Origin of the sequence: Mycolicibacterium arenosum (assembly GCF_024320865.1) — a bacterium.
Taxonomy (GTDB): domain Bacteria; phylum Actinomycetota; class Actinomycetes; order Mycobacteriales; family Mycobacteriaceae; genus Mycobacterium; species Mycobacterium arenosum.
On the sequence record NZ_JANDBD010000003.1, the window covers coordinates 92048 to 112890 of the forward strand.

General features: G+C 67.7%; 24 protein-coding genes and 1 pseudogene. 13 read left to right on the forward strand and 12 right to left on the reverse strand.

Going from position 1 to position 20843, the window contains the following annotated elements:
• Nucleotides 1-2 precede the first annotated feature (2 nt).
• Nucleotides 3-191: a ferredoxin gene (locus NM203_RS07670; protein ID WP_255059235.1), complete on the forward strand. Its 189-nt coding sequence runs from the start codon at nucleotides 3-5 to the stop codon at nucleotides 189-191.
• On the opposite strand, the gene NM203_RS07675 is transcribed toward NM203_RS07670, so the two are convergent.
• Genes NM203_RS07675 through NM203_RS07685 form a run of 3 tightly spaced genes read right to left on the reverse strand, consistent with a single transcriptional unit; the run spans nucleotide 154 to nucleotide 2798 of the window.
• Nucleotides 154-861, reverse strand: a complete 708-nt coding sequence (locus tag NM203_RS07675) for a hypothetical protein (RefSeq protein ID WP_255059236.1) — start codon at nucleotides 859-861, stop codon at nucleotides 154-156. The genes NM203_RS07670 and NM203_RS07675 overlap by 38 nt on opposite strands.
• 18 nt (nucleotides 862-879) lie before the next feature.
• The gene (locus NM203_RS07680; RefSeq protein ID WP_255059237.1) at nucleotides 880-1512 is read right to left on the reverse strand and encodes a PaaI family thioesterase; all 633 of its coding nucleotides are present in this window, start codon (nucleotides 1510-1512) and stop codon (nucleotides 880-882) included.
• Entirely contained in the window at nucleotides 1509-2798 is a 1290-nt protein-coding gene (locus tag NM203_RS07685; protein ID WP_255059238.1) for an adenylosuccinate synthase, read from the reverse strand. Before NM203_RS07685 ends, NM203_RS07680 begins: the two co-directional genes overlap by 4 nt.
• An 80-nt stretch (nucleotides 2799-2878) precedes the next feature.
• Here NM203_RS07685 and NM203_RS07690 point away from each other — a divergent pair, with 80 nt between their 5' ends.
• From NM203_RS07690 to NM203_RS07700, 3 genes are read left to right on the forward strand one after another with little or no spacing between them, the layout of a single operon-like run.
• Nucleotides 2879-3499: a peptidase M50 gene (locus tag NM203_RS07690; protein ID WP_408633313.1), complete on the forward strand. Its 621-nt coding sequence runs from the start codon at nucleotides 2879-2881 to the stop codon at nucleotides 3497-3499.
• A gap of 25 nt (nucleotides 3500-3524) precedes the next feature.
• Nucleotides 3525-4304, forward strand: coding sequence for a site-2 protease family protein (locus NM203_RS07695; protein ID WP_255059239.1), 780 nt, complete (start codon nucleotides 3525-3527; stop codon nucleotides 4302-4304).
• Nucleotides 4305-4349: 45 nt separating this feature from the next.
• Nucleotides 4350-5249, forward strand: a complete 900-nt coding sequence (locus tag NM203_RS07700; protein ID WP_255059240.1) for a cation diffusion facilitator family transporter — start codon at nucleotides 4350-4352, stop codon at nucleotides 5247-5249.
• On the opposite strand, the gene NM203_RS07705 is transcribed toward NM203_RS07700, so the two are convergent.
• The gene (locus NM203_RS07705) at nucleotides 5250-5666 is read right to left on the reverse strand and encodes a DUF3151 domain-containing protein (RefSeq protein WP_255059241.1); all 417 of its coding nucleotides are present in this window, start codon (nucleotides 5664-5666) and stop codon (nucleotides 5250-5252) included.
• A gap of 113 nt (nucleotides 5667-5779) precedes the next feature.
• Between NM203_RS07705 and NM203_RS07710 the strand changes: the two genes are divergently transcribed.
• Nucleotides 5780-6553 (forward strand): Rv0361 family membrane protein, encoded by a 774-nt coding sequence (locus NM203_RS07710; protein WP_255059242.1) that lies wholly within the window; start codon nucleotides 5780-5782, stop codon nucleotides 6551-6553.
• 1 nt (nucleotide 6554) lies between these two features.
• On the opposite strand, the gene NM203_RS07715 is transcribed toward NM203_RS07710, so the two are convergent.
• Nucleotides 6555-6986 (reverse strand): ester cyclase, encoded by a 432-nt coding sequence (locus tag NM203_RS07715; RefSeq protein ID WP_255059243.1) that lies wholly within the window; start codon nucleotides 6984-6986, stop codon nucleotides 6555-6557.
• Nucleotides 6983-7885 (reverse strand): helix-turn-helix transcriptional regulator, encoded by a 903-nt coding sequence (locus NM203_RS07720; RefSeq protein WP_255059244.1) that lies wholly within the window; start codon nucleotides 7883-7885, stop codon nucleotides 6983-6985. Before NM203_RS07720 ends, NM203_RS07715 begins: the two co-directional genes overlap by 4 nt.
• Before the next feature lie 150 nt (nucleotides 7886-8035).
• Here NM203_RS07720 and NM203_RS07725 point away from each other — a divergent pair, with 150 nt between their 5' ends.
• Nucleotides 8036-8812, forward strand: coding sequence for an SDR family oxidoreductase (locus NM203_RS07725; RefSeq protein ID WP_255059245.1), 777 nt, complete (start codon nucleotides 8036-8038; stop codon nucleotides 8810-8812).
• Between the two features lie 29 nt (nucleotides 8813-8841).
• The gene (locus NM203_RS07730) at nucleotides 8842-9576 is read left to right on the forward strand and encodes an SDR family oxidoreductase (RefSeq protein WP_255059246.1); all 735 of its coding nucleotides are present in this window, start codon (nucleotides 8842-8844) and stop codon (nucleotides 9574-9576) included.
• A 13-nt stretch (nucleotides 9577-9589) separates the two neighbouring features.
• On the opposite strand, the gene fbaA is transcribed toward NM203_RS07730, so the two are convergent.
• Complete coding sequence (gene fbaA / locus NM203_RS07735) at nucleotides 9590-10624, reverse strand: class II fructose-bisphosphate aldolase (protein ID WP_255059247.1); 1035 nt, start codon at nucleotides 10622-10624, stop codon at nucleotides 9590-9592.
• A 149-nt stretch (nucleotides 10625-10773) separates the two neighbouring features.
• Between fbaA and NM203_RS07740 the strand changes: the two genes are divergently transcribed.
• A complete protein-coding gene (locus NM203_RS07740) occupies nucleotides 10774-11655 on the forward strand; it encodes an AAA family ATPase (protein ID WP_255059248.1) in 882 nt (293 codons plus the stop codon).
• On the forward strand, nucleotides 11592-13520 hold the full coding sequence (locus NM203_RS33290) for a helix-turn-helix transcriptional regulator (RefSeq protein ID WP_255059249.1): 1929 nt from the start codon (nucleotides 11592-11594) through the stop codon (nucleotides 13518-13520). Before NM203_RS07740 ends, NM203_RS33290 begins: the two co-directional genes overlap by 64 nt.
• Here the strand turns inward: NM203_RS33290 and NM203_RS07750 are convergent.
• Nucleotides 13517-14530, reverse strand: a complete 1014-nt coding sequence (locus tag NM203_RS07750; RefSeq protein ID WP_255059250.1) for an alcohol dehydrogenase catalytic domain-containing protein — start codon at nucleotides 14528-14530, stop codon at nucleotides 13517-13519. The two genes, NM203_RS33290 and NM203_RS07750, sit on opposite strands and share 4 nt — an antisense overlap.
• A gap of 134 nt (nucleotides 14531-14664) precedes the next feature.
• On the opposite strand from NM203_RS07750, the gene NM203_RS07755 reads away from it, so the two are divergent.
• From NM203_RS07755 to NM203_RS33485, 3 genes and pseudogenes are all read left to right on the forward strand, one after another.
• Nucleotides 14665-15336: a DedA family protein gene (locus tag NM203_RS07755; RefSeq protein ID WP_303624346.1), complete on the forward strand. Its 672-nt coding sequence runs from the start codon at nucleotides 14665-14667 to the stop codon at nucleotides 15334-15336.
• Nucleotides 15337-15413: 77 nt separating this feature from the next.
• Nucleotides 15414-15950 carry a hypothetical protein gene (locus NM203_RS07760; protein WP_255059252.1) on the forward strand — a complete coding sequence of 179 codons (537 nt, stop codon included), beginning with the start codon at nucleotides 15414-15416 and terminating at the stop codon, nucleotides 15948-15950.
• Nucleotides 15947-16795 (forward strand): annotated as a pseudogene (locus NM203_RS33485) (HTTM domain-containing protein); the annotation flags it as partial. The gene NM203_RS07760 and the pseudogene NM203_RS33485, both read left to right, overlap by 4 nt.
• 84 nt (nucleotides 16796-16879) lie before the next feature.
• Here the strand turns inward: NM203_RS33485 and NM203_RS07765 are convergent.
• The 4 genes from NM203_RS07765 to NM203_RS07780 are packed head-to-tail and all read right to left on the reverse strand — an operon-like array spanning nucleotide 16880 to nucleotide 19951.
• Entirely contained in the window at nucleotides 16880-17641 is a 762-nt protein-coding gene (locus NM203_RS07765; protein WP_255059752.1) for a hypothetical protein, read from the reverse strand.
• Complete coding sequence (locus NM203_RS07770) at nucleotides 17611-18714, reverse strand: serine/threonine-protein kinase (RefSeq protein ID WP_255059253.1); 1104 nt, start codon at nucleotides 18712-18714, stop codon at nucleotides 17611-17613. Before NM203_RS07770 ends, NM203_RS07765 begins: the two co-directional genes overlap by 31 nt.
• Nucleotides 18711-19703 carry a hypothetical protein gene (locus tag NM203_RS07775; protein ID WP_255059254.1) on the reverse strand — a complete coding sequence of 331 codons (993 nt, stop codon included), beginning with the start codon at nucleotides 19701-19703 and terminating at the stop codon, nucleotides 18711-18713. The genes NM203_RS07770 and NM203_RS07775 overlap by 4 nt, the downstream gene beginning before the upstream one ends.
• A complete protein-coding gene (locus tag NM203_RS07780) occupies nucleotides 19703-19951 on the reverse strand; it encodes a hypothetical protein (RefSeq protein WP_255059255.1) in 249 nt (82 codons plus the stop codon). Before NM203_RS07780 ends, NM203_RS07775 begins: the two co-directional genes overlap by 1 nt.
• Before the next feature lie 292 nt (nucleotides 19952-20243).
• Here NM203_RS07780 and NM203_RS07785 point away from each other — a divergent pair, with 292 nt between their 5' ends.
• A complete protein-coding gene (locus NM203_RS07785) occupies nucleotides 20244-20777 on the forward strand; it encodes a hypothetical protein (RefSeq protein WP_255059256.1) in 534 nt (177 codons plus the stop codon).
• Nucleotides 20778-20843: the final 66 nt, after the last annotated feature.

Genomic DNA, 20843 nt, shown 5'->3' on the forward strand with positions numbered 1-20843 from the left:
CAGTGCACATCGAAGCGGAACGCGACGATTGCATCGCCGCGGGTAACTGCGTCATGGTGGCGGGCGATCTCTTCGATCAGGACGACGAGGGCATCGTCGTCGTGACCGCGGGCGAGCTCACCGAGGCTGATGAGGCCAAGGCGCGCGAAGCGGTCAAGCTGTGTCCGGCGTCGGCGTTGCGCCTGGTCTGACGTCGTCATCGCGGTGCAGGTCGATGACGCCCGCCCGGACCAACGCGAGCAGGCTCACCAGCAGCACCCAGCCGGGGAAGACCAGCGTCAGCCACAGGGTGACATCGCTGGCGATCAGAAGGCCCACCGCCAGAACGTACGTCGTGAGCACCAGCCACTTCGGCATCAAACGCGTCTTGAGCCAGATGGTCGCCAGCGAGATCATGAACACCCCGCCCATGCGCAGCGCGTAGGTGTTGCTCAACGTGGTCAACAGGCCAACGCCGAACGCCGCGAGTTGGTCCTGCTCGGGGCCGTCGGCGACACCCTTACGGCTGGCGATCAGTGCGACCCCCACCGCTGACGACGCGAAGATCATCGCCAGGAACAGCAGCCCGCTGCCGAGGAACACCGTTGCGAAGAACTTGTCCTCGAAGCGGCCGAGACCGTCGCGGACGACGCCGATGAACCAGAGGAACGCGATGCCCGCGAACGGCATCAGCATCGCGGCGATCTTCAGCTTGGTCGCTTCGCCGCTCAGCCACTGCGACCCGTGCTCGGCGCCGTCGGGTAGCGCGAGCCGGATCAGCACGAGGGACGTCCCGAACAACACCGCGAACAGGACGCCCGCCACGGCGGCCGCCCGCGGGGTGTTGAGGCTGTGCAGCCGGCGATCCTGACGTTCGCTCACCGGCTCATGGTGGCACGGTTACGGCTGCCCCGGCAGCAGCATGATCATCAAGCCGTTGGCCTCGGCGAGCAGATTGCCCTCGGGGTCGCGCAGCTCGGCGTTGACGAACGACTTGCGGCCCTGCTCCTCGCGCACCCACGCGCGCAGCGTCAGCGGGATGTCGATCGGGGTGATCTTGCGATAGTCGACGTGCAGGAAGCCGGTGCGACTGATGGGCTTTCCGGTGGCGTGGATGACCATGCCGAACGACGAGTCGAACATCAGCGGCAGGACGCCGCCGTGCACGGCGTAGTTGCCGCCGACGTGATAGCGGCTGAAGGTCACCGTCAGTTCGACGGCCTCCGCGTCGAACTTGTGCACCCGATACGGCGGCATCAGCAGGCTGCCCGAACCCGGCTCCGACGGCACGCGGTTGGCGGGCCCGACACCCTCGGCCGCCTCGAACGGATCGAGCAGCGCGACGAGTCGCTCGGCGAGTTGGGCCGCCTCGATCCAGGTGTCGCTGTCCGGATTCGCCGACACCGCGAGGTCCTGCGCGCGCCGCATCGCGGTCAGGAAGCGGCCGAAACCGGGTCCCGGCGTCGCGGCCTCGAAGTCGGGGAAGCCGCCGTGCTTGGAGTAATCGGGGTCGATCTCATGGGGGTCACTCACGCGAGAATGTCTCTTCGCACGATCGTCTGATCCCGGCCGGGGCCGACGCCGATGCAGGAAACATGCGCTCCGGCAAGCTCTTCCAGACGCAGCACGTAGTCTCTGGCGTTGGCGGGCAGTTCGTCAAAGGTACGGCACGAGCTGATGTCCTCCCACCACCCCGGCAGTTCGGAGTAGATCGGCTCGGCGCGGGCGATGTCGCTCTGCGTCATCGGCATCTCGTCGGTGCGCTTGCCGTCGACGGTGTAGCCGACGCACACCGGAACCGTCTCCAGGCTCGACAGCACATCCAGCTTGGTCAGGAAGTAGTCGGTGATGCCGTTGACACGGGTGGCGTAGCGGGCGATGACGGCGTCGAACCAGCCGCAGCGCCGCGGCCTGCCGGTGGTCACACCGACCTCGCCGCCGGTCTTCGCGAGGTACGCGCCGTGCTCGTCGAACAATTCGGTCGGGAACGGACCCGAGCCGACGCGCGTCGTGTACGCCTTCAGGATCCCGAGCACCGTGGTGATCCGCGTCGGCCCGATCCCGGAGCCGACGGCTGCGCCGCCCGCGGTCGGGTTCGACGACGTGACAAAGGGATACGTGCCGTGGTCGACGTCGAGCAGCGTGCCCTGGGACCCTTCGAGCAGGACGATCTCGCCGTTGTCGAGCGCTTGGTTGAGCAGCAGCCGGGCGTCGGCGATCCGGTGCTTGAAACCCTCGGCCTGCTCGAGCAGGTTGGCCACCACCTCGTCGGCGTCGAGCGCCTTGCGGTTGTAGATCTTGACCAGCACCTGGTTCTTGAATTCCAGTGCCGCCTCGATCTTCTGGGCCAGCAGGTCCGCGTCCAGCACATCGGCGGCCCGGATGCCGAGCCGTGCGACCTTGTCCTGGTAGCAGGGCCCGATACCGCGGCCGGTCGTGCCGATCTTCTTGCTGCCCATGTACCGCTCGGTCACCTTGTCGATCGCCACGTGATACGGCATCAGCAGGTGGGCGTCAGCGGAGATCTGCAGTCGCGAGGTGTCGACGCCGCGATCCTCGAGTCCCCGGAGTTCGGTCAGCAGCACTCCGGGATCGACCACGACGCCGTTGCCGATGACGTTGGTGACGCCGGGGGTGAGGATGCCCGACGGGATGAGGTGCAACGCGAAGTTCTCACCGGTCGGCAGAACCACGGTGTGCCCGGCGTTGTTACCGCCTTGATAGCGCACGACCCACTGCACGCGTCCACCGAGTAGATCGGTGGCCTTACCCTTGCCCTCGTCGCCCCACTGGGCTCCGATGAGGACGATTGCCGGCATGGCATTATCTCCCGCTGTCTCCTGCTCAATACTGCTGCAGCCGGTGACACACCCTATCCCAGTGCAGGCGAGGAACCCATTTGACGACGTCGGTGTTGCGGTTCGGCGGGCGCCGGATCCCACGGAGCCTGACGGCGCTGCCTGAGCTCTCGATCGACCGGGTCGGCGATGTGGACGCCGGCCGGCTCGTCGTCGTCGGCACCGACGCCGACCTCGGTACCGTGCTGTCCCGGCTGCTGAAGCTCGACAGGCTCGACGTCGAGGTGGCGTTCGTACCGCGCTGGCGCACGGCCGCAACCCGCGCCTGCGGCCTGCGTTTCGGCGGCGGTGCCGCGCGCGCGGCGTTGACGGGAGCCGCGCAACCGATGCCGCTGATCCGCGACGAGTCGGGCAACGTGCTGGTCGGAGCCGCGCTCTGGGTCGGCGAGTCAGGACCGCTGCACGGTGAGGCGATCGCCGACGACACCGTGCTGTTCGACGGCGTCGCGCCGGGAGTGCGCATCGAACCGACGCGTGATGCGCCCGGACTGCGGGCGTCGGTGGTCAGTCGCCGGATGCGTCCGCGGGGCTGGGTGAGCGGCCGCGCCGCGCAACTCGGGACGACGGGGGCGTCGGTGACGCGCGATGGCGAGCCGTCCACGCGCGTGGTCCGGAGGTTCGCGTACTACCGGCACGTCACCGACTGGCAGGCCGTGTGCTGACCTGCGCTGCAGGTAGCGTCGAATCGTGACGATCCGCCCGCTGCGCAGTTCGGTGCGCCCCCACCCGATCTTCCTCGCGATCGTGGCGATCACCATCGCGGGCGGCGCCCTCGCCTGGTTCGCGGGTTTCGACACGACCCCGCTGGCCTACGCCGGCGTGTTCGTCTTCGTGGTGTTCGGCTGGCTGGTGTCGCTGTGTCTGCACGAGTTCGGCCACGCCTACACCGCGTGGCGCTACGGCGACCACGACGTGGCGGTGCGCGGCTACCTGACGCTGAATCCGTTGAAGTACGCGAATCCGATGCTGTCGCTGGGGCTGCCGATGCTGTTCATCGCGCTCGGCGGGATCGGGCTGCCGGGCGGCGCGGTGTGGGTGCGGACGTCGTTCATGACGCCGGCGCAGCGGACGCGGGTGAGCCTCGCGGGTCCGTTCGCCAACGCGGTGCTGGCGGTCGTGCTGTTGGCGGTCACGGCGGTGTTCTACGACCCCGAGCACCAGGTGTTCTGGGGCGGCATGGCGTTCCTGGGCTTTCTGCAGGTGACGGCGGTGCTGCTGAACCTGCTGCCCATTCCGGGACTCGACGGCTACGGCGCGCTCGAGCCGCATCTGAGCCACGATCTGCAGCGCAAGTTCGATCCGGTGAAGCAGTGGGGGTTCCTGGTGCTGCTGCTCCTGCTGTTCATCCGGCCGCTCAACGCGCTGTTCTTCGGAGCGGTGTCCGGGATCGTCGGGCTCAGCGGGGTGAGCGACCAATTGGTGGCCTGGGGCAACGCCCTGACCCGGTTCTGGTCCGCCTGGATGTAGCGAAGCCCTTGCAACATATGCGTATTTACGCATAGATTGCTCGCCATGGGTTACGGGCACGATCACAATCACGGCGGCGCCGACGTTCGCGTCAGCCGGATGGTCATCGCCGCTGCCGTGCTCGCGGCGTTCTTCGTCATCGAGCTGACGACCGCGCTGCTGATCAACTCGATCGCCCTGCTCGCCGACGCGGGCCACATGCTGACCGACCTGGTCGCGATGTTCATGGGGCTGACGGCCGTGCTGCTGGCCCGGCACGGCCCGGCGTCGGCCGCCCGCACCTACGGCTGGCACCGCGCCGAGGTGTTCACTGCGGTCGCGAACGCCGTGCTGTTGCTGGGTGTCGCCGGCTTCATCCTCTACGAGGCGTTGGAGCGTCTGGGCAACGCGCCGGATGTGCCGGGTGTGCCGATGATCGTCGTCGCGCTGGCGGGCCTGCTGGCCAACCTCGTCGTGGTGCTGCTGCTCCGGTCGCAGTCCGAGCAGAGCCTGGCCGTCAAGGGCGCCTACATGGAGGTCGTGGCCGATACCGTCGGCAGCATCGGCGTCCTGATCGCAGGCGTCGTCACCGTCACGACGCGCTGGCCGTACGCCGACGTCGTCGTCGCGGTCCTCGTCGCCCTGTGGGTGCTGCCGCGCGCGTTCTCACTGGCGAGGGCGGCGCTGCGCATTCTGTCGGAATCGTCGCCGAGCCACATCGACGTCGACGAGTTGCGGACCGCACTGCAGGGCGTCGACGGCGTCACCGGCGTGCACGACCTGCACGTGTGGACGCTGGTACCCGGTAAGGACATGGCCACCGTGCACGTGAACTGCGACGGCGACTCGGCGAAGGTGCTGTCCGGCGCCCGAGCGGTGCTCGCGGCGCGCGGGCTGGCGCACGCGACGGTTCAGGTCGAGCCGCCGGAGACCGCCCGCGACTGCGAGCAGCACACCGAGTGGTGACTAGCCGAGGCCGAGTTCCGCGCGAGCGGCCGGATCGCAGTCGTCGAGCAGGTCGAGACAGCGCGCGTACTCGTCGGTCTCACCGATGATCTGCGCGGCCCTGGCCAGCGCGGCGACGCAGCGCAGGAAGCCCTGATTCGGCTCGTGCGCGAACGGCACCGGGCCGAAGCCCTTCCAGCCGTTGCGGCGCAGCTTGTCGAGGCCGCGGTGATAACCCGTCCTGGCGTAGGCGTACGCGGTGATCGCCTTGTCGTCGTCGAGGGCCCGCTCCGCGAGCGCCGCCCAGACGATCGACGCCGCGGGATGCGCGGCGGCGACGATCTCCGCCTTCTCCCCCGCGCCGAGCTCGGCCTCCGCTTCGACGTCCGGGGGCAGCAGCACCGGATCCGGCCCCAGAAGGTCACCCATCCTCGTCATGCGCTTATTGTGCCGTGCGGCATCGGAGCCCGAGAGGCGGGCTGGTCGGCCGCGCGGCCGCGGGTCGATGGATAAGCTCACACGTGAGCAAGACGAGGGAGGACTGAGCAGCCATGTCGAACCCATCGGGGCCTGACGAATCGCAGCCCGAGCACGGCGGCGAGGGCGCGGAGACCGCGGAGGCCGCGGAGACAGTGTCCATCCCGTCGTCCGATCCCGGTGTGGAGTCCGTGGCGAGCGAGGAGCCCGCCGAGCGACGCTTCACCGCGCCGTCGGGTTTCGACGCGGGCTCGACGCAGATCATCGAGACCGCGCCCGAACCCGCCACCGAGGTGTTCCCCGTGTCGAGCAGCGGTTCCGGCGCGACGCCCCCAACCGAGCCGATCGTCGCGACCAATCCCGTTGCCCCACAGGTCATTCCGGGCCGCACCGAAACACCCAAGCGGCGGCGCAGCTGGGGATGGGTCATCGCGGTCCTCCTGGTGATCGCCGCCATTGTGGCCGTCGCGATCCTCGGCACGGTCCTGCTGACACGAGACGACACGCCCGCGGTATCGCAAGAGGAGATGGTGCGCACCGCGATTCAGAACTTCGACGCGGCCATCAAGAAGGGCGACCTGGCGACCCTGCGCAGCATCACCTGCGGCGAGACCGCCGACGCCTACATCAAGTACGACGACAGGCAGTGGGCCGACATCCACCGGGGCGTCGCTGCCGCCCGTCAGTACCCGGTGGTGGCGAGCATCGACCAGGTCGTGGTGAACGACAGGCACGCCGAGGCCAACGTGCGGGTGTTCATGGCCTACGACCCGTCGACCCAGTCCACCCGAAGCTTCGATCTGGAGTTCCGCGACGAGCAGTGGAAGATCTGCCAGGCCCCCCAGTAAGTCAGGACTCGATGCGAGCGCCGAGCTGACCGAGTACCCCGTACAGGTTCGCGACGCCCCAGTGCTCGACGATGCGCCCGTCGTGGACGCGCATCGCGTCCACCGTGTCGAACCGCACCGTGCGGCCCGTCGCCGCGATGCCGAGGAATTCGCCGCGATGGGTGCCGTGGTAGGTCTTGTACGTCGTCACCACGTCGACGTCGACCGTCTGCCAGTGGATCTCCGGCCAGAAATCCGGGAACGCCTCCCGGAGCCGGTGGTACAGGACTCTGACCCCGTCCTTGTCGGCGGTGGTGCCGGGCTGGGGCGTGTGGTCGATGAAGTCGTCGGCGAACAATTCCTCGAACAGCGCGAAATCACCCTCCCCCTGCACCTTTTCGGTGTTGCGGCGGACCACCGCCATGGCCTGCGCTTCGCTGTCGGTGTGGGTCATGGGCGGCCTTCCGTGCTGTCGGTGGTGTCGAGTTCCGCCACGGTGGGCGCGGCGTCCTGTGCGTGCAACTGGGCGAGCAACCGTAGGGCGTTGTCCGACGCGGTGCCCGGCTCGGTCGTGTAGACGATCAGCACCTGGTCTTCGTCGCCGCTGGGATTCAGCGCCTGGTACTGCACGGTGAGCTCGCCGACCAGGGGATGGTGATAGCCCTTGGTCCCGGTCGTCCGCCGCTGCACGTCGTGCCGGGACCACCAGGTGCGGAATTCCTCGGAATGGATGGACAGCTCGCCGATCAACGCCGACAGCTTGGGGTCATCCGGGTACCGGCCGGCGTCGTGCCGCAACATCGCGACGGTGTCCACGGCGACCTGCCGCCAATCCGCATAGAGCTCGCGGGCGTGCGAATCGAGGAAGACGAAGCGCGCCTGGTTGCGCTGCGGCGCCGGCAGCCGGCGGAACTCGGTGACCAGCGCGCCGGCCAGTCGGTTGTGCGCCAACACGTCGAGGCGCCTGCCGAGGATGAACGCAGGCGAGCCGACCAGGTCGAGCCTGTCCAGCAACGCCAGCGTCGCCGGGTGCACGCGCTGGGGCCGCGACCGGATGCCACGCGCGACGGGCTGCGGGCGACCCAGCTGATGGAGGTGCTCGCGTTCGGCGTCGTCGAGTTGCAGCGCGGTGGCCAGCGCGTCGAGCACGTCGACCGAGGCGCTTCGGCTGCGGCCCTGCTCCAGTCGCGTGTAGTAGTCCACGCTGACACCGGCCAGTTGGGCCAACTCCTCACGGCGCAAGCCCGGCACCCGCCGCCGGGAGACGTCGGGGTTGAGGCCGACGTCCGCGGGGTCCAGCCGGGCCCGTCGCGTCTTGAGGAAGTCGGCCAGTGCGGATCGAGTGCCTGCCACCACCACAGTCTGGCGTGCGTCCCGGCGGCCGGCAGCGCTGAGGGTGGCCCATTTCGTCCCAGGATAAGACGGGCCCGTTTGACCGGCGCCGCAGCGACTTTCCGGTGGTTGTCTCGGGGGCAACACCACACCGACGAAAGGAGACGGGGCATGTCGACCGTCATCACATCCACCCCGCTGGCCGGCCGGACCGCCGTGGTGACCGGCGCCTCGAGCGGGATCGGCGAGGCCACCGCCGAACGCCTCGCCGCACTGGGCGCGAAGGTCGCCGTCCTGGCGCGCCGCGAGGACAGGCTGCAGGCCCTGGTGGCACGCATCGCCACCGCCGGCGGCACCGCACTCGCGAGCCCGCTCGACGTCACCGACCGCGACGCGGTGACCGCGGCCGCCCAGCGCGTGGCGGCCGAACTCGGACCGGCGGATCTGGTGTTCGCCAACGCCGGCGTTCAACTGATCTCCGGCATCGAGGAGCTTCGGGTGGACGACTGGCAGCGCCAGATCGACCTCAACATCACCGGCGTGATGAACACCATCGGCGCATTCGTCCCCCAGCTGGTGGAGTCCGCGGCCGACGGCCGGCCCAGCGATCTGATCACCACCTCGTCCATCGCGGCCACCAGGGTGCTGGAGAAGTTCTCGGTGTACTCCGCCACCAAGGCGTACCTGAGCCAACTGACCCGGCTGCTACGGGTGGAGCTCGGACGACAGCGGGTGCGGGTCGCCACCATCGAACCGGGCATGGTGGACACGGAGCTGCCCGATCACGTCACCGATCCGGATGCCAGCGGGCTGATGGCCGACCTGCTCCGCGATATCGACGTGCTCAGCCCGGCCGACATCGCCGAAACGGTGGCCTTCGTCGCGTCGGTGCCCCGGCATGTGAATCTCACCGAGATCACCGTTCTTCCCACCCAGCAAGCGATTTGAGCACACACACCGAACAGGAGACAACCATCATGAGCGACACCTCGAAGGTCGTGCTGATCACCGGCGCCAGCAGTGGCATCGGCGCCGCCACCGCCGAGCGGCTGTCCCGAGACGGGCATCGGGTTTTCATCGGCGCCCGCAGAACCGACCGGCTCGAGGAGCTGGCCGGTCGTATCACCGCCGCCGGCGGACAGGCCGCGTTCCAGTCGCTCGACGTCACCGACGCCGCCGACATGCAGCGCTTCGTCGACGCCGCGCACCGGCGCTGGGGTCGGGTCGACGTCATCGTCAACAACGCGGGGGTCATGCCGCTGTCACCGCTGGCGGCACGCAAGACCGACGAGTGGGACCGCATGATCGACGTCAACATCCGAGGTGTGCTGCACGGCATCAGTGCGGTTCTGCCGGTGATGCAGGCGCAGGGCAGCGGTCACATCGTCAACGTCGCGTCGGTGGGCGCTTACGAGGTGGTGCCCACCTCCGCGGTGTACAGCGCCACCAAGTTCGCCGTCCGCGCCATCACCGAAGGACTGCGCCAGGAATCGACCGGCGACATCCGGGCCACCCTGATATCGCCCGGTGTCACCGAATCCGAACTGGCCGAGTCGATTTCGGATGCGACCGCACGCGAGGCGATGCACGCCTACCGCGCGGTCGCACTGCCGGCGTCAGCGATCGCCAATGCGATCGCCTACGCCGTCGCCCAACCCGCCGACGTCGATGTCAACGAGATCATCGTCCGCCCCGCAGCGAGCCGCCAGTAGTGATTTCGGCGCGCTATGCGCTGACGCTCCGGCCGGTGCTGTGCAGGTCGTTGCACGCCTCGACGACGCGCTCCGACATGGACGCCTCGGCCTTCTTCAGGTAGCTGCGCGGGTCGTAGACCTTCTTGTTGCCGACCTCGCCGTCGATCTTCAGCACGCCGTCGTAGTTGGAGAACATGTGCGCGGCGATGGGCCGGGTGAACGCGTACTGGGTGTCGGTGTCGACGTTCATCTTGACGACGCCGAACTTCAGCGAGTCCTCGATCTCCGACTTCAGCGAGCCCGATCCGCCGTGGAAGACGAAGTCGAAGGGCTTCGAACCCTCGGGCAGCCCGAGCTTGGCGACGGCGACCTTCTGCCCCTGCTCCAGCACGTCGGGACGCAGCTTGACGTTGCCCGGCTTGTAGACGCCGTGCACGTTGCCGAACGTCGCGGCCAGCAGGTACTTGCCGTGCTCACCGACGCCGAGTGCGTCGATCGTCTTCTCGAAGTCCTCGGGCGTCGTGTACAGCTTGTCGTTGATCTCCGCCTCGACGCCGTCCTCCTCGCCGCCCACGACGCCGATCTCGATCTCCAGGATGATCTTGGCCTCGGCCGCCTGCTTCAGCAGCTCCTTCGCGATCTCCAGGTTCTCGTCGATCGGCACCGCGGAGCCGTCCCACATGTGCGATTGGAACAGCGGGTTCTGGCCCTTCGCCACGCGCTCGGCGGAGATGGCCAGCAGCGGACGCACCAGGCCGTCCAGCTTGTCCTTCGGGCAGTGGTCGGTGTGCAGCGCGACCGAGATCGGGTACTTCGCGGCGATCACGTGGGCGAACTCGGCCAACGCCACGGCGCCGGTGACCATGTCCTTCACTCCGAGGCCGGAGCCGAACTCCGCGCCGCCGGTCGAGAACTGGATGATGCCGTCACTGCCCGCGTCGGCGAAACCCTTGATGGCGGCGTTGATGCTCTCCGAGCCGACGCAGTTGATGGCCGGGAACGCGTACGAGTGCTCCTTGGCGCGGCCCAGCATCTCGGCGTAGACCTCGGGCGTGGCGATGGGCATGACGTGTCCTCTCGGCGTTCTCCGGTGGCGATTCCTCCGTGCAGTATCTCAAGAAGCGTCCGGCCGTGGGACCCGGATCCCGCACCACGCGGTGTGGATGCTTGAAAATTCAAGTAGACGGGTCGCCGGATCGCTGCGATGCTGACCGCGTGGCCGCGGGAAACTCGCGCCACTCGATCGCGGGGGCGATATCCGATCTCCTCGCCGGCACGCCCACTCACCCGAGTGCGGTCCTGCTGGAGGGTGAGCCGGGCATCGGGAAGACGACACTGCTTCGTGCCGCCGCGGCCGAGGCCGGCGCACTCGGATTCACGGTGCTGTCGACGACGGGATCGGTCGCCGAGTCGATGCCGTCGTACGCGGCACTGGCCGACCTGCTCGCGCCGGTGGACGAGGACCTCCTGAGCTTGCTGCCAGCGCCGCAGCGCAATGCGCTCAGCCAGGTGCGCCGCCCCGAGCGAGGCGCGGGGCCGACCGATCAGCGCGCCGTCGCCGCGGCGTTCCTCTCGACGATCAGAGCGCTCGCCGACCGCACGCCCGTGCTGATCGTGATCGACGACCTGCAGTGGCTCGATCCCAGCAGCACCGCGGTGCTGTCGTTCGCGGTGCGGCGGATCAGCGGGCCGGTCCGCGTACTCGCCGCAGTCCGGTCGGACGAGGTGACGTCGGCGAGATGGCTGACGCTGGCCTGGCCCGACGCCGTCCGCACCATCTGCGTGCCGGCACAGACGCTCGGCGCCATGCACGCGATGATCCAACGGCGGCACGGACATTCGCTGCCCCGTCCGGCTCTGACCCGAATCCACCGGATCTCCGGTGGGAACCCGTTCTACGCGCTCGAACTCAGCCGGACCGTCGACTGGATCGCGGATCCGGACGCCACGCTTCCGCCCACACTCGCCGAGATGGTCCGGACGCGCCTCGAGGGTCTCGGCGCCGACACCGAGGCCGCCCTGCTCATCGTCGCGTGCGCGACGACGCCGACGCTCAACTGGTTCAGCGCGCCGCTCCGCCGGAAATCGGGGATGTGATCCCTCTACTCGAACACGCGGAGGACGCCGACGTGCTGTCGCTCGCCGGGGACCGAGTGACGTTCACGCATCCTCTCCTTGCGCAGGGGGTCCTCTCGAGCGCCGACGAGACGCGGCGACGCACCGCGCATGGACGGCTGGCGGAAGCGGTCACGGAGCCCGAACCGCGCGCCAGGCACCTCGCGCTCGCCGCGACGGGCGCCGATCCGATGGCGGTCGACGCGCTCGACGAAGCCGCCACGTCGGCACACGTCCGCGGCGCTCCCGACGCGGCCGCCGAGCTCACCGGGCTGGCATTACGCCTCGGCGGGGACACGCCGGAACGTCGAGTTCAGTTGGCGCGCTATCACTTCGACGCAGGCGATGGCACCCGTGCCAGGAGCCTGCTCGAGGCGCTCGTCGCCGAGCGTCCTCCCGGACCCGTGCGGTCGCGGGCCTACCAGTTGTTGGGCATGGTGCGGATGTTCGGCGACAGCTTCCGCGAGGCCGCCGAAGTGTTGCAAGACGCGCTGGACCAGGGCGTGGAGGACGAATCGCTTGCGGTGATGATGCGCGTGACTCTCGCTTTGGCACAATATAATACGGGTCGAGTCCACATTGCGATCGCCACGGTCTCGGAAGCGATCGCCGCCGCGGAAGGCATCGGCGACCCGGTGCTGCTCAGTCAGGCGCTTGCGATGCGCGCGACTGTCGGCTTCATGGCGGGTGAGGGTTTCGACGAGATGATCATGCGCCGCGCGCTCGAACTCGAGGGCGATCCCGACGCGATCCACGTGGCGTTCCGCCCGACCTTGCACAACGCGTTTCTGGTCGCGTGGACTGGGCGGAATCCTCATGCGCACAACGTGTTGCGCGAGATGTACCAAGGGTTCCTCGACGCGGGCGACGACGCCGGACTGAACATCCTGACGTTCATGTCCGTCGTCGCCGACATCATGTACGGCGCATACGCCGAGGCGGCCGCCACGGTTGAGACCACACTGGAACGCGCCCAACAGTCCGGTAGCGGCGTCGCGTTGGTCGCGGCCGAGACTGCGCGCGCCGTGGTCACCGCCCACACCGGCGATGAGGCGGGCACCAGAGAGGCCGTGGGCATGGCGGTCGCAGCCACCGAGTTGGCCGAGACCCGGCTCATCACGATGCGGGCGAAGTGCCAACTCGCCTTCCTGGAGGTGTCTCTCGGGAACTACGAGGCCGCATGGGATGCCGTGCAACTGAGCCTCAACGCGCTCGAGAATCGGCCCACTGCAACGGAAGCGGTCATCGCCGAATTCTTACCGGACGCCATCGAGGCAGCCGTCGCCACCGGCAGGCGGGACATCGCCACGGCGCTCGTGGAGCTCGTCGAGGCGAATGGGCGCCGGGTCGACCGGCCGTGGATGCTGATGGTGGCCGCCAGGGGACGGGCGTTGATCGCCGCTGCGAACGGCGACGTCTCGGCCGCCATCGCCGCCGCACAGCAGGCGATGGTCGAGCACGACCGGTTGCCGATGCCGTTCGAGCGGGCCAGAACGCAGCTGCTCCTTGGACAATTGTTGAGGCGGAGGCGTGCCAAGGACCGGGCGACCACCGTACTCACCGAGGCCCTGGGGACCTTCGACGCGCTCGGATCGCGACTTTGGGCGGACCGGGCGCGGGCCGAACTCGCCCGCACCGCGTCGGGCCGCGCGCAGCAGGCGCTGACCGCCCAGGAGACGCGTGTGGCCCGGCTCGCCGCGGGGGGGCTGACCAACCGCGAGATCGCGGCCGCACTGTTCATCAGCCAGAAGACTGTCGAAGCCACTCTGGCCCGCACCTATCGCAAGCTCGGCGTCCGCACCAGGACCGAACTCAGGGTGAATCTGCCGCCCGACTCGGAGGACTAAACCGTGAGCACCATTCGGTAGCGCGCCTTGCCGGTGTCCATCTTCTCGAAGGCCTCGGCGGCGTCGGCCAGCGGTCGCTCCTCCACCATGGCGCGCACTCCGGACAGCAGCGCGAAGTGCATGGTCTCCTCGACGTCGCGCGAGGTGCCCGACGGGTGACCGGTCACCGACAACCCGGAGTTGATCAGCTGTAGCGGGCTGATCGGCAGGTTCTCGGCGGTGACGCCCACGGTCACCAGCTCACCCTCGGGGCCAAGTCCGCCGATGGTCGCGGCCATCGCCGCCGCGTTGTTCGCGGTGGCCAGCACCACGGCCGCGCCGCCGAGCTTCTGCAACTCCGCGGCGACGTCGGCCGCGGTCGAGTCGATGTAGTGGTGCGCACCGAACGTCCTCGCCTCGTCGGCCTTGCCCGTTCCCCTGCCGATGGCGACCGTCTCGAATCCCATGGCACGCGAGAACTGCACGCCGAGGTGGCCGAGCCCTCCGACGCCGAGCACCGCGACGACGTCGCCCGCCTTGGCCCGCGTCTTGCGCAAACCGTTGAACGTCGTGACCCCCGCGCAGCCCATCGGCGCAGCCTCGACGAACGAGAGTCCTTCCGGAATGCGGGCGAGCGCCGTGGCGGGCGCGGTCACGGATTCGGCATAGCCGCCGGGGTAGTGCCAACTGGGCACCTGCATGCGTTCGCACTGCATGAAATGGCCACCGCGACAGGGGATGCAGCGGTTGCAGTTTCCGCCGAACCAGCCGATCGCCACCCGGTCGCCGACGGCGAAGTCCTCGACCCCGTCGCCGAGCTCCGCAATGGTGCCCGCGATCTCGTGACCCAGCGTGAGCGGCCACTCCAGGCCGGGGAAGTGGCCGGCGTGGAACTCGCGATCGGTGCCGCACACGCCGCACGCTGCGACGGCGATGCGGACGTGGTCGCGCGGCGGGGCCACGGTATCGACCTCGGCGAGGGTGAGTGCGCCATCGGCTGCGGCGATGTGAACGGCGGTGTGAGTGGGCATGCTCCGACCCTAATCATGCAGAGGAGCGAATGGGTGCGCGGTCGCCGGGAAACGTGGCTGAGCGGGTCCTCAACCGAACTTCGGTAGCCTTGGGCCCCGTGACGACCACGAACCTCGCGTTGCTGCCCGACTACATGGACCCGATCAACCTCATCGGTTACTTCGGGACGTGGGCCCTGGTGGGCATCCTCGTCGTGGTGTTCATCGAGTCGGGTGTGCTGTTCCCGATCCTTCCCGGCGACTCGCTGCTGTTCGTGGCCGGCATGCTGGCGGCGGGCACCGCGGCGCAGGACGTCGCGGCCACGGCGAACTTCCACCTGTGGCAGCTGCTGGTGTTCATCCCGATCGCCGCTGTGCTGGGCAGTCAGGTCGGCTACTGGATCGGCCGCAGCGTCGGCACGACGATGTTCAAGCCGACGAATCGCGTACTCAAGCAGAAGTACCTGGACGAGGCCCACCTCTTCTTCGAGCAACGCGGGCCGTTCGCCGTCGTGTTGGGCAGGTTCGTGCCGATCGTGCGGACGCTGGTGCCGATCACCGCCGGCGCCGCGCGGATGAACTACGGCGTGTTCACCCTGTTCAACGTCGTCGGCGCCCTCGTATGGGGCGTCGGCCTGACCCTGCTCGGGTACTGGCTCGGCCAGTTCGAGATCATCCAGAAACTGCTCGAACCGATCTTCATCCTGATCGTGGTCGCGTCCATCGCTCCGATCGGCTGGGAGTGGTACAAACGCCGCCGCGCGGCTCGGGACGCAGGCGCCGCGCCGGGCGAACCAGCGCCGGGCGAACCCGCGCCGGAGAGCTAGCTCAGCCTGCGGACATTGCGTCCGCCGCCCCTGGAGGTTAGGTTACCGAGGGATCGGTGCAGGCGGGGGGCTGTCTGGTGAAGCGCAGTCGGAATGTCGACGAGTTCGATCGAGACCACACCGAAATACTCGCCTCGCGAACCGCGTTGAGCGCGTTGATCATCGTTCTCGTCGCCGCGATAATCTCGGGAAACTTTGCCGATGTCGGACTTCAGGGCAAGGTTAAACGCGCAACCCAATCGATCCGCACGGTGACCGGGCTGAATCAACACTGGGACGCCTTCGCTCCGGATCCGCGAACCAACTCGACCTACGTCGATGGGCGGGTGGACTTCGTCGACGGCGGCGCAACCACGTATCCGATCGTCACGCGGCGCGGGCTGGGCGCCTACGTGGATTACCGGTGGCAGAAGCTCGAGGAGTCGTTGTGGACCGGTGACGCTCTGTGGCATGCGTACGCCGCCTACCTCGCCAACCGTGCGCGTGCCGATGGACGAGAACCGCTGCGCGTGATCCTGATTCGGCGCTCGGCCGACACCCTACCGCCGGGCAGCGACCCACAGCGCGGCCCCTGGACTGAGACCCCGATCTACGTACTGGATCTGCACGAGTGAAAAAGGTTGCCTTCATCGCACATTCAACGACAGAGCACTGGAATCGGTTCTGGTTCGAACCACAGTCGACGTCCAGCCTTGCACTGTTTCGAATAGCATTCGGGTTCCTCGCCGTGTGCTGGACCGCGAGCTTGGCGCCCAACGCCATGGCGTTCTACGGACCGCAGGGCGTTATGCCGTCCCCACCAGCCCGACAGCCCTTCGAGTGGGGGCTCCTGTTCTGGTTTCCCGACCCGCCGGTGGTCATCGCCGTTATCGCCGTCACGCTGGTCGCAGCCGCCGCGGTGATGCTCGGTGCGTACACGCGCACCGCCTCTGTGATGCTCGCACTCGGCCTGATGTGCCTCGAGCAGCGAAACGTGTTCATCACGAACGGGGGTGACTCGCTGCTTCGGAACCTGGCATTCCTACTCGTTCTGACGCCGGCCGGGGCGGCCCTCTCGGTCGACCGGTATCGCACTGCACACCTACGCTTCTGGGACTTCCCGTTACATTCGCCCTGGGGCCTGAGACTCATCCAGATCCAGATCAGCGTCGGGTATCTGGCATCCGTGTGGCAGAAATCGGGCGGCCAACTGTGGAGGAACGAGGAGGCGGTGTGGTATGCGCTCCGTGTCGAGGACATCCACCGATTCACCACCCCCGGTTTCCTCGCAAACTCGGTCTTCATCACGGGCGCACTGACTCTCGGCACGCTGCTTCTCGAGTTCGCTCTCGGCGTGCTGGTCTGGAACCGCACATTCCGCCCTTGGGTGCTGGCGCTCGGTGTGTTGCTCCACGTGGGCATCAACTGGTCGATCATGGTGGGTTTCTTCGGCTTGCTGATGATCGCCGGGTACCTGGCCTTCATTTCCCCGGAGACGGCGACGCGATTCGTGCAATGGGTGCGGTTGAGGCCAGTCGGCGTCCGGCGGACGTGCAGGGTCCACCTAGGACGACGGCTTCGATCCGCCAGCGGGTGTCGAGCCGTGGCGCTTCGGCGGCTGCGCCTTGGGAGGGCCGCTCGGTCGAGCCGGTCGACTGTTCGGCCCGGTAGGACGAGAATCTCGTCCACTGCGGGAGTTCCGGTTGGCCAAGCCGTGTCTCATCGCCGCGATGGAGACGCTCACGCCGGCGCCTGTGCCCAGCAGCGCGCACAGGATGAGGGTGGCCGGAGTCGGCTCACGTCCCGCGGCGATCCAGACGGCTCCGACCATTGCAACGGCGAGGAAAGCCGAGGCGACCGGAAGTCCCACTCTGGCGGACATCTCCCTGCGTCCTCGTCGCAGAGTTCGGTTGAAGGATTCGACGTAGGCCACCGCGAACAGGGCGACGAAGAAGACGCCGCCGGCTAGTGCGGTCGCCCACGCAGATTGCGTGCTGCGCATCCCGAATCGATATGACGCGGTGACCTTCTCGCCATCGCTCACGACGAGTTCGGCCGACGTGCGACCCGCGACGATATACGGATTCGGCGGATCGAGCTCAGCGGTCCCGCCAGCACGGTCGGGGACGATCCGCCCGGTATGTGAGGTGATATCGGCACCAAGCGCCTTCTGCTCGAGCGCGACCGTGTCACCATCGACGTCCTTCACCGTCACCTCGATCGGCTTCGTCATGTCGATAGCGACCACCCCTGCGGTCACCGGATCGACACCTGCGATCGTCACTTCGCCGGGCTTCAGGTCGCCCCCGCGCGGAGGAGATCCCACGCCCACCAGTGCCGCCACAACGGCGGCCGCAGCGAGTACCCCGGCGATGATGTACGGCGTCCGCGCTCCCGGACGTTCGCTACTCGCGGCCGAATCCCGTTGCGTTGCAACGAGGTCCGGCGGCCAGGCGTTGATGCTCGCCGTCGCCGGAACACTGATCGCCGCGGTGGCCGCGGCGATCGATTCGTACCGAGTACCGGGACGCCGGCTTGTGCCAGCCAGTTGCGCCCCCAGCACTGGGTGGCGGTGGACGCCAAAGCAACACCGAACTCCTCCGCCGTCTGCCAACGCTGCCTCGGATCGGTTGTCAGACCGCGCATGACGACGTCGCACAGCGGAGGCGGCAGCTTAGGAGCGACCTTGATAAGGGGCGTCGGGCGACTGTAGGCGTGCATCATGTAGAGCGCTGTACTGTCCACCTCTGTCGGAAAGGGTAAGGTTCCCGAAAGCAATTGGTAGAGGGTGATGCTCAACGCGTAGACGTCGGTTGCCGGCGTCACCGGAGTCCCTAGAACCTGTTCCGGCGCAATGTAATACGCCGTACCTAGAACGTCTCCGGCGCGGGTCTTGCCCGAATCTCCTCCGACGATCTTCGCGATGCCGAAATCGCTGAGTTTGACCGTACCGTTCGCGGCGAACATGAGGTTCGCCGGCTTCACGTCGCGATGGAGCACTCCCCGGCGGTGGGCGGCTTCCAACGCCGACGAACACGCCAGTGCGACGCCGATTGCGGGACCGGGTGCGAATCCCTGCGACAGGAATCGATCGAGCACGGTTCCGGCCGACAGGTACTCCATGACGAAGAGACACAACTCCTCGTCTTCGACGTAGTCGTAGATCGGCACGACGTGCGGGTGGTCGATAGCGGCCATGAGACGCGCCTCGGCGGCGAACCGCCGTCGGATGTCGACGTCGTGAGCCACCTCGGAAGGCAGCAGTTTGACCGCGACCTTGCGCTGGAGTCGCTGATGGGTTCCGAACAGCACGACGCCGAAGCCCCCACGTGCGATCTCACCGCCGATCTCGTAGCCCGGCAGCGCAGCACGCACACGCTCGAACACATCCGACGTCACGGCCCGGCCTCGTCGCCGGCCGTCTTGTTGACGTCACCCGCGCCGACCTTCGCGGGCTGCATCACGTCGGACGGCACCTGACCCGCCTCGCTGTCGACGCGGTCTTCCGTGGTTACGCCGGCTTCGAGGAATCCATCAGTCGCCACCTCATCGGACAGGTCGACGGTGAACTGGCCGTCGGTCACACCGTCGGGGTCCTGGTCGGTGTACTGGTCCGTGTACTGATCGGTGAACTGGTCGTAGTCGAATTCGTCGTCGTCGCCCGGCGCCGGGGAGAAGAAGCCCAACGCGAAGAACACGACGGAAGCGACACCGACGGCGGCGTACCAGAACCCAGCCGACGGACTCCACAGTCGCAGAATCGAGGCCGTGAAGCCGAGGACGAGAAGCAGTCCGAGCCCGGGCAGTAGGAAGCGCAGACCCCGCTGAGCACGATTCGCCGGCAATCGGTGACTGGCGACCGCTACCGCCACACGAACGAACGCCACGGCCGTGAAGATCACGAGGATGAGACCGAACAGACCGGCGACCGACCACAGTGAGCCTTCGACGTCGGTGACTGTGGGAATGGTCGTGATGGTTCTGCCCGCGTCATCGCTTATCTTCAGATCGGCTCGAATCAAGCCCGTCGCCTGCCGGTCGAGATCGGTGAGGTCGACCTGGTAGCTCAACACACCCGTCGTGCCCGCCTGCACGGTGAGTTCGGTCGAGGCGACGTACCGGTAGAAGTTCAGACCGAGGATGTTGCCGGAGAGTTCCACGCGTTTGACGACGACTGGCTCGTTGCCGCCATTGGTCACGTCGAGTTCGATCCTGGCGAGCGTGCCGGGTTCAAGACGCAAAGGGGCGGTTGTGCTCGCGGTCGCGACGTTCTGGTCGTTGAACGTGGCGGCCACCGTCACGTCCCCGCGAGCGGCGTGCGCGACCCCGCCGCCGCAGAAACTTCCAATCAGCAGCATCGCGAGCACCGCGATCAACTTTGGCACCATCACCGCACCGAACCCTTCTTCGAAGGAGCGCCGCCGCGCAGCAGCACCCAGCCGAAAACAAGTAGGAAGAGCATGATCATTACGACCGCGGGTCCCTGCGTGCCGACCTCGGACACCAGCACGATGTCGAGGAGCGCGTTCAACGTTGGACCGCAGACCGCCTGCACCGAGTGCTGGCCGGCAGGAGTCGTACCCGTGCTGAACTGCGTCGTGAAGTCGCCGTCGGTGTTGGCGGTGGTCTTAGCCACCGGCTCGCTGTTGACCGTTACGGTGACGGGAGCGCCCGCAGCGCACCCCTGCCCGTGTACCTCTGCGACGCCCGCGATTGCCTTGGTTACGGTCAGTAGCTCGATTCGCGGAGCAGGCGGCGGAGGGAGTACCACACGCGGAACGGCCACGGGTGCCGGTGTCGGTGTCGGAGACGGCGGTGGCGCCGTGGTGGGCGCAGGGCGCGGTGCCGTCTGTGTTCGAGTCGGCTCAGGCGGGGGCGCAGGGCTCGGGGGAGGCTGAGGCGCCCTGGTCTTCTTAATCTGCGTCGTCTTGTTGGGCGTACCCGAAGAGGTCGACGACGAACTTGACGATCCCGACGACGAACTCGACGTGGTGCCCGAAGACGAGGTGGTTCCGGAGGAAGACGTCGTGCCGGACGACGACGTCGTGCCGGAGGACGACGTCGTGCCCGACGACGACGTCGTGCCGGGCGACGACGTCGTGCCGGAGGAAGACGTCGTGCCGGAGGAAGACGTCGTGCCAGAGGAAGACGTCGTGCCCGACGACGAACTGGATGAGGACGACGAACCCGAGGACGACGAGGAACCGGACGACGACGAGGAGCCACCAGGATCCGGCTCGGCGAGCGCCGCACCCGGCAGTGTGGTGAGAGCGACCACAACGCTCACGGCTACCGCGAACGTGGCCATCTGCTTGCGAAATCCCCGAGACGCGTTCACGCGTCATCCCCCCTTGTCGATTGCCGTGCCCGAAATGTCGGGCCCCCCTCAGCAACCATCCACAATTTATAACGCCGCGGACCAATACCGCAATAGACGGACGCCGGCCAATTCGGTTGATTGATGACGCTTACCCGGCACTCGCCGAGCGGGCACTGTCGAGGCCGTGTCGAAGCGTCCTTGAATGCGA